The organism is Shimia sp. (assembly GCF_041624275.1).
In the GTDB taxonomy this organism is placed as follows: domain Bacteria; phylum Pseudomonadota; class Alphaproteobacteria; order Rhodobacterales; family Rhodobacteraceae; genus Shimia.
The window spans coordinates 1-9,890 of the sequence record NZ_JBFJVE010000116.1; the positions used below are offsets into that span (position 1 = coordinate 1).

General features: G+C 65.1%; 7 protein-coding genes and 1 pseudogene. 6 read left to right on the top strand and 2 right to left on the bottom strand.

The window, feature by feature from the left end; all coding sequences use genetic code 11:
- The 4 genes and pseudogenes from ABZD10_RS10135 to ABZD10_RS10150 all read left to right on the top strand — a co-directional run.
- Window positions 1-288: pseudogene (locus tag ABZD10_RS10135) on the top strand (aminotransferase); the annotation flags it as partial.
- Window positions 289-297: 9 nt separating this feature from the next.
- On the top strand, window positions 298-1,497 hold the full coding sequence (locus ABZD10_RS10140; protein WP_372886259.1) for a malate--CoA ligase subunit beta: 1,200 nt from the start codon (window positions 298-300) through the stop codon (window positions 1,495-1,497).
- Window positions 1,494-2,384, top strand: a complete 891-nt coding sequence (sucD, locus tag ABZD10_RS10145; RefSeq protein ID WP_372886260.1) for a succinate--CoA ligase subunit alpha — start codon at window positions 1,494-1,496, stop codon at window positions 2,382-2,384. Before ABZD10_RS10140 ends, sucD begins: the two co-directional genes overlap by 4 nt.
- Window positions 2,384-3,355, top strand: coding sequence for a 2-hydroxyacid dehydrogenase (locus ABZD10_RS10150; RefSeq protein WP_372886267.1), 972 nt, complete (start codon window positions 2,384-2,386; stop codon window positions 3,353-3,355). Before sucD ends, ABZD10_RS10150 begins: the two co-directional genes overlap by 1 nt.
- A gap of 67 nt (window positions 3,356-3,422) precedes the next feature.
- Here ABZD10_RS10150 and nirD read toward each other — a convergent pair whose 3' ends face one another.
- Together nirD and nirB are read right to left on the bottom strand one after the other, a co-directional pair.
- On the bottom strand, window positions 3,423-3,743 hold the full coding sequence (gene nirD / locus ABZD10_RS10155) for a nitrite reductase small subunit NirD (protein ID WP_372886262.1): 321 nt from the start codon (window positions 3,741-3,743) through the stop codon (window positions 3,423-3,425).
- Complete coding sequence (gene nirB, locus ABZD10_RS10160; RefSeq protein WP_372886263.1) at window positions 3,740-6,232, bottom strand: nitrite reductase large subunit NirB; 2,493 nt, start codon at window positions 6,230-6,232, stop codon at window positions 3,740-3,742. The genes nirD and nirB overlap by 4 nt, the downstream gene beginning before the upstream one ends.
- A gap of 146 nt (window positions 6,233-6,378) precedes the next feature.
- On the opposite strand from nirB, the gene ABZD10_RS10165 reads away from it, so the two are divergent.
- Window positions 6,379-7,284 carry a LysR family transcriptional regulator gene (locus tag ABZD10_RS10165; protein WP_372886265.1) on the top strand — a complete coding sequence of 302 codons (906 nt, stop codon included), beginning with the start codon at window positions 6,379-6,381 and terminating at the stop codon, window positions 7,282-7,284.
- Between the two features lie 55 nt (window positions 7,285-7,339).
- On the top strand, window positions 7,340-9,592 hold the full coding sequence (rnr, locus tag ABZD10_RS10170) for a ribonuclease R (RefSeq protein WP_372886266.1): 2,253 nt from the start codon (window positions 7,340-7,342) through the stop codon (window positions 9,590-9,592).
- The last annotated feature ends 298 nt before the right edge of the window (window positions 9,593-9,890 follow it).

A 9,890-nucleotide genomic window follows, 5' to 3' on the forward strand; every position in this document is an offset into this window, starting at 1 on the left:
GTCACCTCGAACATGACCAGCCTCTTGGTGCTGAACCTGCCCGAGGCGTTCAAGGGCCGCGAATTGGAGCTGGTGCAGGCCTGCCGCGCCGAGGGCTTTGGCATCTGGCCGACCCTGTCGGCGCCGGTGCAGGTGCGGATCGGCATCCTGAACCTTCTGACCGTATCTGCGATCACCGACATCGCCCTGCGTTTTGCTCAGGCGTTGAACGATCTGGGCGCAGAGATTGACCTCAACCGGGTCGATCAGCTTCTCAATCAGCGCTTTTCCACTGCCGTAGCCGTGTGAGGGAGACCCATGGACATTCACGAATATCAGGCCAAAGACCTTCTGTCGAAGTTTGGCGTCAGCGTTCCGCCCGGCGCGCTGGCCTATAGCCCCGAGCAAGCCACCTACCGCGCCCGCGAATTGGGTGGCGACAAATGGGTGGTCAAGGCGCAGGTGCACGCCGGCGGGCGCGGCAAGGCCGGTGGCGTCAAGCTGTGCAACACCGAGGCCGAGATTCAGGACGCCTGCGAAAACATGTTCGGCCGCAAGCTGGTCACGCATCAGACCGGGCCCGAGGGCAAGGGCATCTACCGCGTCTATGTCGAGGCCGGGGTGCCGATCGCGCGCGAGATCTATCTCGGGCTGGTGCTCGACCGCAGCAGCCAGCGGGTGATGATCGTCGCCTCGGCCGAAGGCGGCATGGAGATCGAAGAGATTTCCGCCACCCGCCCCGACAGCATCGTGCGCCAGATCGTCGAGCCGGCCGTCGGGTTGCAGGAATTCCAGGCCCGCGAGATCGCCTTTGCCCTGAAACTCGACCCGACACTGATGGCGCAGATGGTGCGCACGCTTCAGGGCTGCTATCGCGCCTTCACCGAGCTTGACGCCACCATGGTCGAGCTGAACCCGCTGGTGGTCACCGGCGACAACCGCATTCTGGCGCTCGATGCCAAGATGACGCTGGATGACAACGCCCTGTTCCGGCATCCGCAGATCGCCGAGCTGCGCGACAAGTCGCAGGAAGACCCGCGCGAGTCGCGGGCCGCTGACCGGGGCCTGTCCTATGTCGGGCTCGAGGGCAACATCGGCTGTATCGTCAACGGCGCCGGTCTGGCCATGGCGACCATGGACACCATCAAGCTGGCCGGGGGCGAGCCTGCCAACTTCCTCGACATCGGCGGCGGCGCCACGCCCGAGCGGGTGGCCAAGGCCTTCCGGCTGGTGATGTCCGATGACAACGTGCAGGCGGTGCTGGTCAATATCTTTGCCGGCATCAACCGCTGCGACTGGGTGGCCGAAGGCGTGGTGCAGGCGCTGAAAGAGGTGCAGGTCGACGTGCCGGTGATCGTGCGCCTGGCGGGCACCAACGTGGAGCAAGGCCAGAGGATCCTTGCCAAGTCGGGCCTGCCGATCATCCGCGCCACGACCCTGATCGAGGCCGCCGAACGCTCGGTCGGGGCCTGGAAGAACGATTTGAACCAAGCCACCAGAGTGAGAGCCGTGAAATGAGCATCCTGATCGACCGCAACACACCTGTTCTCGTGCAGGGGATCACCGGCAAGATGGCCCGGTTCCACACCAAGGACATGATCGAATACGGCACCAATGTCGTCGCCGGCGTGGTGCCCGGCAAGGGCGGCGAGACCGTCGAGGGCGTGCCGGTCTTCGACACCGTGAAAGAGGCCGTGGCCGCGACCGGCGCCGAGGCCAGCCTGGTCTTCGTGCCACCGCCCTTTGCCGCCGACAGCATCATGGAAGCCGCCGATGGGGGCATCCGCTATTGCGTCTGCATCACCGACGGTATCCCGGCGCAGGACATGATCCGGGTGAAACGCTACATGTACCGCTATCCGCGCGGCAAGCGCATGGTGCTGACCGGCCCCAACTGTGCCGGCACGATCAGCCCCGGCAAGGCGCTTCTGGGCATCATGCCGGGCCATATCTACCTGCAGGGCAATGTCGGCATCATCGGCCGTTCGGGCACATTGGGGTACGAGGCCGCAGCCCAGCTGAAAGAACGCGGCCTCGGCGTTTCGACCAGCGTCGGCATCGGTGGTGATCCGATCAACGGATCGTCCTTCAAGGATATCCTGCAATGGTTCGAACAGGATGAAGACACCCATGTGATCGCCCTGATCGGCGAGATCGGCGGCCCGCAGGAAGCCGAGGCGGCCGAGTATATCCGCGACCATGTGACCAAGCCGGTGGTGGCCTATGTCGCCGGCCTGACCGCCCCCAAGGGGCGCACCATGGGCCATGCGGGCGCAATCATCTCGGCCTTTGGCGAAAGCGCCTCGGAAAAGGTCGAGATCCTCTCGGCGGCGGGTGTGACCGTGGCCGAAAACCCGGCGGTGATCGGAGAGACCATCGCCCGCGTTCTGGAAAGGGCGGCATGATGGTGAAACCTTCTGTTCTTGTGACCCGGCGCTGGCCGGCCGCGGTCGAGGCGCGTCTGGCCGAAGACTATAATGTGGTGCTGAACACCGGCGACAAGCCCTTGGCCGCCGGCGAGATTCGTGACGCGCTGAAAACCTATGACGCGGTGCTGCCGACAGTAACCGACCGACTGGGCCCCGAGGCGCTGGACGTCTCGGGGGCGCGGACAAGAATCCTGGCGAACTACGGCGTCGGCTACAGCCATATCGACGAGGCCCGGGCCCGCGATCTGGGGCTGACGGTGACCAACACGCCGGATGTGCTGAGCGAATGCACCGCCGACATCGCCATGACGCTGATGCTGATGGTGGCGCGGCGGGCCGGTGAGGGTGAACGCGAACTGCGCGCCGGGCGCTGGTCTGGCTGGCGCCCGACCCATCTGATCGGCACCAAGGTCAGCGGCAAGACGCTGGGCATCATCGGCTTTGGCCGTATCGGACAAGAGGTGGCCAAACGCGCCCATCACGGCTTTGGCATGAAGATCCTGGTGCAGAACCGCTCGCGCGTGGATCCGGCGCTGCTGGCAAGATACGATGCCGTGCAGGTCGACAGCGTCGACGCGCTTTTGCCGCAGTGTGATTTCGTGTCGCTGCATTGCCCCGGCGGGGCCGCCAACCGGCATCTGATCAACGGCCGCCGCCTCGACCTGATGAAGCCCGATGCCTATCTCATCAACACCGCGCGCGGCGAGGTGATCGACGAACAGGCCCTGGCCCGGGCGCTGTGGTTCGACACCATCGGCGGGGCGGCGCTGGACGTATTCGACGGCGAGCCGCACATCAGCCCCGAGCTGATCGACTGCGACAATCTGGTGATGCTGCCGCATCTGGGCAGCGCCACCCGCGAGGCGCGCGAGGCGATGGGCTTTCGGGTGCTCGACAATCTCGGCGATTTCTTTGCCGGGCGCACGCCGCGTGACCGGGTGATCTGAAAGGCGGAAACCGGCGCGGCCAGCCAGGCGCGCCGGTTTCCTTCAGGTGCGCATTGAGCGATGACGCTCAGAGCGCGACCATGATGGTGTCACCTTCGACCTTGACCGGATAGGTCCGGGTCTCGCCTTCGTCGGCCCCCATCGCGGTGCCGGTTTCCAGCGAAATCACCCAGTTGTGCAGCGGGCAGGTCACGCCACGATCATGCACGATCCCCTGCGACAGGGGGCCGTTCTTGTGCGGGCACTGATCCTCGAGCGCAAAGACCCGGTCGTCCGAGGTGCGAAAGACGGCGATCTTGGTGTCGCCATGCCGCACGCAGCGCGCGCCCTGGCGGGGAATGTCGGAAAGCTGGCCAACCGGGGTCCAGATATTTGTCATCGCGTTCATTCTGCGGGCTCCAGTTCTAGCGTCGCCATGGGTTTAAACTCGTGCTTGTCGACACCCGAGACACGCTCGGACCAGGGATCGGTCTGCGCGAATTGCTGCGAGAACACGAAGCGATCGTAATAGGCGCGGCGGCCTTCGGGGTCGTCGAGGATCGCCGCGCGCACCGTGTCATGGCCGATGCGTTCGGCCCATTTGTAGATCCGTTCGAGATAATGGCCCTGTTCGCGGTACATCTGCACGATGGCGGCGGCGATCTCCATGACCTCGTCCTCGGTGGCCACGGTGGTCAGCTTGGTGGTGCCCTGAATGTGCAGGCCCGCTGCCCCGGCATAGTGGATTTCGTAGCCACTATCGACACAGATCACGCCGATGTCCTTGCAGGTCGCCTCGGCGCAGTTGCGCGGGCAGCCGGTGACGGCAAGCTTGATCTTGTGCGGCGCCCAGGAGCCCCAGAGGAATTTCTCCAGCCGCACGCCCAGCCCGGTGCTGTCCTGGGTGCCAAAGCGGCACCAGTCCTTGCCGACGCAGGTCTTCACCGTGCGCAGACCCTTGGCATAGGCATGACCCGAGACCATGCCGGCATCGTTGAGATCCGACCAGACGGCGGGCAGATCTTCCTTCTTGACGCCCAAGAGGTCGATGCGCTGGCCGCCGGTGACATGCACGGTGGGAATCTCGAACTTGTCGACCACATCGGCGATGGCGCGCAGTTCGGCGGCATTGGTCATGCCCCCCCACATGCGCGGGATCACCGAATAGGTGCCGTCCTTCTGGATGTTGGCATGCACGCGCTCGTTGATGAAACGCGACTGCTGATCGTCGACATATTCGCCCGGCCAGTCGGCCAGCAGGTAATAGTTCAGCGCCGGGCGGCACTTGGCGCAGCCGCCCGAGGTGCTCCACTCCAGTTCCTGCATCACGGCGGGGATGGATTTCAGTTCCTTGGCCTTGATCAGGCGGCGCACGTCGCCATGGGTGAGCTCGGTGCAGCCGCACATCGATTTCACGGCATTGGCGCTGAAGGCATCGCCCAGCGTCGCCGCCATCAGGTTCTCGACCAGCCCGGTGCAATTGCCGCAGGAGGCCGAGGCCTTGGTATGGGCGCGCACCTCGTCCAGCGTGGTCAGGTCGTGGGCGCCGATCGCCGCGACGATATCGCCTTTGCAGACCCCGTTGCAGCCGCAGATTTCCGCGTCATCCGACAGCGCCGCCACCGCCTCGATCGGGTCGAAGCCGCCGCCACCCTGATGCGCCTGTCCGAAGATCAGCGTCTCGCGCATCTCCGAGACATCGGTGCTCTGCTGGATCATGTCGTAATACCAGGGCCCGTCGCTGACGTCGCCGTAAAGCACGGCGCCGACGATGCGGTTGTCGCGCAGCACGACGCGCTTGTACATGCCCTTGGTGGCATCGCGCAGCACGATCTCTTCTCGGTCGGGACCGTCCGAGAAATCGCCCACGGAATAGAGGTTGATACCGGTGACCTTGAGCTTGGTCGGTGTCTCGCCATAGGAAAAGCCGGCCTCCGAAGGTCCGGCCAGCTGCTTGGCGGCCACCTTGGCCATATCATAGAGCGGCGCCACCAGACCGAAGACGGTCTCGTTGTGTTCGACGCATTCGCCGATGGCCATGATGTCGGGATCCGAGGTGCGCATATGGTCGTCGACCACGATGCCGCGATTGGTTTCCAGACCCGAATCGACACCCAGCCGGGTTTCGGGCCGGATGCCCACCGCCATCACCACCAGGTCAGCCTCGTGGGTGGCATTGTCCTCGAGCAGCACCGCCTCGGCCTTGCCGTCACCGACAATCGCGTTGGTATGCGCGTTGCACACCACCCGGATGCCGCGCCCTTCGAGTTCCTTCTTCAGCAGATAGCCCGCCGTCGGATCAAGCTGGCGCTCCATCAGGTGGCCCATCAGGTGCAGCACGGTCACTTTCATGCCCCGCGCATGCAGGGCGGCGGCGGCTTCGAGGCCCAGCAGGCCGCCACCGATCACCACCGCCTTGCCGTCGGGCTTCTGCGCGGCTTCCAGCATGCGCTCCACGTCGTCGTGATCGCGGAAACCCACCACGCCGGGCAGATCATTGCCGGCGACGGGAATGAAGAACGACGCCGAGCCGGTGGCGATCACCAGCTTGTCATAGTGGGTTGCCCCCCGGTTGCTGATGACCCGCTTGGTCTTGCGGTCGATCTTGACGATGGTCTCACCAAAGCGGCAGTTGATGCCCTGCGCGGCATACCAGTCGGCGTCATGGGTGATGATCTCGTCGAACTGTTTTTCGCCGGACAGGACCGGCGACAGCATGATGCGGTTGTAATTGCCCCATTTCTCGGCGCCGAACAGGGTCACCTCGTATTTCTCGGGCGCCAGCTTTGCCAATTCCTCCAGCAGCCGCCCCGAGGCCATACCGGCACCGATCACGACAAGTTTCTGGGGCGGGGCAGGCTGAGAGGCACCTGCGGACCTGGCTTGGGTCGGCGTCATTGTATGGGGCTTTCCGGGGCTGGCTGAGTATTGGTAAGCATGTTTGACCCATTTAATACCGCAAGTGAGTGTTGTTGTCTGTTGCTATTCTTTCCGGTAAGTGTTGTTAAAAACGCAACGCAAGCCGGGACAATCGGGACACGCCCATGCGCCACATGCTGATTCTCAAGTATATCGACGGGATCGCCAAGGCCGGGTCGCTGCGCGGCGCGGCCGAGCAGCTGAACATCACCCCTTCGGCCCTGATCCGCCGCATCCAGAGCGTGGAAGAGGAACTCGGGGTCGAGATCTTCGAACGCCACCCGTCGGGGCTGCGACCCAATATCGCCGGGGAAATCCTGCTCAAGCATATCCGCGACCAGTTCGCCGACATGGACCGGGTGAAATCGCGCATCGCCGACCTGTCGGGCATGCGGGCCGGCCATATCAACATTGCCGCCACCCGCGAGGTGGTGCCCTTTTTCCTGCCCCGGCTGCTGAAGGCCCATCTCGCCGAGTTTCCCGCCGTGACCTTCTCGGTCAGCCTTTATGAACGCGGCGAGGCCGAGGCCTCGCTTTTGGACAACAGCAATGACATCGCCGTCGTCTACGAACCGCTCCGCCTGTCCGACTTCCAGACCGTGTGTTCGGTGATCCAGCCGATGTATTGCATCATGGCCGCCGATCATCCGCTGGCGCAGCGCAGATCGCTCAAGATCTATGACTGCGCCGATTACCCGCTGCTGCTGCCGAAACGGCCGCAGGGCATCCGCCAGATTCTCGACGCCACCGCCGGCAAGGTGGGGATCGAGCTGAAGCCGGTACTGGAATCCAACAGTCTCGATCTGTTGCGGCTGATGTCGCAGGACAGCGAAGCCCTGAGTTTCTGTCTCGCGATCAACCGGCGCCCGGAACTGGCCAAAGATAACCTGGTGGCGGTGCCGGTGGATTTGCAGGGCGTGGCCACGAGCGTTCTGACAGCCGGACATCTGCGCGGACGCACCCTGCCGGTGGCCGCCGCGCGCTTTCTCGAAACCGTCAGCCGGGAACTGGTGGAACAGTTCGAGGAGTGAGCCGACCGGCAACATTCCCGATGACGGCGGCCTACAGGCGTGCTAGGGCGAAAACATGCGCATACCGACCAAAGAGGAAATTCTCGAATGGATTTCCGATAACCCGACCCTGACCTCGAAACGTGACATCGCCAAGGCCTTTGGCATCAAGGGGGCGGCGCGGATCGACCTCAAGCGGCTGCTGAAAGAACTCGAGGCCGAGGGGCATCTGGAAAAACGCAAGAAAACCTATCGCGACCCCGACCGTCTGCCCCCGGTCAGCGTGCTGCTGGTCGGCGGACAGGACGACGACGGAGACCTCTTTGCCAGCCCGCTGGAGTGGCATGGCGAAGGCGCGGCCCCGGTGATCCTGGTGGTGCCGCGCGCCAGCGACCCGGCACTGGGCAAGGGCGACCGCATTCTCGGCCGCCTGACCGAGGTAAAGAGCGAGACCCACCAGTACGAAGCCCGGCTGATCCGGCGCATCGGCACCAATCCCCGCCAGGTGCTTGGCGTCTTCCGCAAGACCACCGAGGGCGGGCGCATCCTGCCCATCGACAAGGGCGACGGCAAGGAATGGCAGGTCTTGGCCGAGGGCGTGAACGGCGCCCGCGACGGCGAATTGGTCGAGGCCCAGCAGACCGGCCCCAAAGGGCGCCTGGGCCTGCCACGCGCCAAGGTGATCGAACGGCTGGGCGACCCGTCGGCGCCCAAGGCGGTGTCGCTGATCGCCATTCATCAGCACGGCATTCCCGACCGCTTCCCCGACCGGGTGATCGCCGAGGCGGATGCCGCCAAACCGGCGCCGCTGGGCCAGCGCGAAGACCTGCGCGACCTGCCGCTGGTCACCATCGACCCGGCGGATGCGCGCGACCACGACGATGCCTGCTGGGCCCATGCCGATGACGACCCGGCCAACGAGGGCGGCCATGTGGTCTGGGTGGCGATTGCCGATGTCGCGCATTACGTGACCCCGGCCAGCGCACTTGACCACGAGGCGCGCAAGCGCGGCAACTCGAGCTATTTCCCCGATCGCGTGGTGCCGATGCTGCCCGATCGCCTGTCGGGCGACCTTTGCTCGCTGCACGAAGGCGTGCCGCGCGCCTGTATCGCCGTGCGCATGCAGCTTGATTCCCATGGCCGCAAGATCGGCCACCGCTTTGTGCGCGGCATGATGCGCTCGGTCGCCTCGTTGAACTACGCCGAGGTGCAACAGGCCCGCGACGGCGCCCCGAACGACAAATGCGCGCCGCTGATGCATGAGGTGATCGAGCCGCTTTACGCCGCCTACGAGGCGACCCGCAAGGCACGGGCCGAACGCCAGCCGCTTGAGCTGGACCTGCCGGAACGCAAGGTCGAACTGACCCCCGAGGGCAAGGTCGCCTCGGTGATGTTCCGCGACCGGCTCGACGCGCACCGGCTGATCGAGGAATTCATGATCCTCGCCAATGTCGCCGCCGCCGAGACGCTTCTGGCGGCGCGCTCGCCGCTGCTGTTCAGGGTCCACGAAGAACCCAACCCCGCAAAGCTCGACGCGCTGCGCGAGACGGCGCAATCGGCCGGCTTCACCCTGGCCAAGGGGCAGGTGCTGAAGACCCAGCACCTGAATGCGCTCCTGAATGCCGCCGCCGGGACCGAAGAGGCCGAGCTGATCAACATCTCGACCCTGCGCAGCATGACCCAGGCCTATTACAGCCCGTCGAATTTCGGCCATTTCGGCCTTGCCCTCAGATCCTATGCGCATTTCACATCGCCGATCCGGCGCTATGCCGACCTGATCGTGCACCGGGCGCTGATCTCGGCCCATGGCTGGGGCGACGACGGGCTGTCGCCGGAGGGGATCGAGAACCTCGAAGCCACGGCGGGCCATATCTCGGACACCGAGCGCCGCTCGATGCTGGCCGAACGCGATACCAACGACCGCTATCTTGCTTCCTATCTGTCGGAACGTATCGGCAATGAATTCGGCGGCCGCATCAGCGGCATTGCCCGGTTCGGGGTGTTCGTGAAGCTGGACGAGACCGGCGCCGACGGGCTGATCCCGATGCGCGAACTGGGGCGCGAGTATTTCCGCTTCGACGCCGAAAGCAACACCCTGACCGGGTCGGAAACCGGCACCACCATTGGCCTTGGTCAGCGGGTTCTGGTGCGGCTGACCGAAGCCGCGCCGGTGACCGGCGGCATCGCGCTGGAACTGCTCGAGCTCGAGGACAGGAAACTGCCCTCGGGGGGGCGGCGCGGACGCGGCGGGCCGATGCGGCGCAAGGCGACCAAGGCCAAGCGCAAGGCGGACAAGCTGAAACGCAAGGTCGCGCGCCGGCGCCGCTAGGCGGCCGCGGCCCTGCCGGGGCGGCAAACCCCGGCCTATTTTTCGCTGATCCTCCGGCTTTGCTTCCTCAAGCGAAACAATCGCGCTAGCATGCAACCAAAAGAACAGCGAGGCGAAACGATGCGGCTTCAATTGATGACGGCGATGCTTGGCATCTGCCTTGGCGCGCAGGGTGCCACGGCCAGCGCGCCGGACCAGTCCCTGCGCCCGGTGGCGCGCCCGGCGCCGCCCGGCGGGCTGCTCGTCGCCAGCGCCGCGCCCCTGCCCGCCACAATTCGCCCGATGCTGCGCCCCGAGA

What these genes read in the sequence shown, in the direction of transcription:
- ABZD10_RS10140 (WP_372886259.1), top strand. Translation starts at nt 298, where the DNA reads ATGGACATTCACGAATATCAGGCCAAAGACCTTCTGTCGAAGTTTGGC.
- sucD (WP_372886260.1), top strand. Translation starts at nt 1,494, where the DNA reads ATGAGCATCCTGATCGACCGCAACACACCTGTTCTCGTGCAGGGGATC.
- ABZD10_RS10150 (WP_372886267.1), top strand. Translation starts at nt 2,384, where the DNA reads ATGGTGAAACCTTCTGTTCTTGTGACCCGGCGCTGGCCGGCCGCGGTC.
- nirD (WP_372886262.1), bottom strand. Translation starts at nt 3,743, where the DNA reads ATGAACGCGATGACAAATATCTGGACCCCGGTTGGCCAGCTTTCCGAC.
- nirB (WP_372886263.1), bottom strand. Translation starts at nt 6,232, where the DNA reads ATGACGCCGACCCAAGCCAGGTCCGCAGGTGCCTCTCAGCCTGCCCCG.
- ABZD10_RS10165 (WP_372886265.1), top strand. Translation starts at nt 6,379, where the DNA reads ATGCGCCACATGCTGATTCTCAAGTATATCGACGGGATCGCCAAGGCC.
- rnr (WP_372886266.1), top strand. Translation starts at nt 7,340, where the DNA reads ATGCGCATACCGACCAAAGAGGAAATTCTCGAATGGATTTCCGATAAC.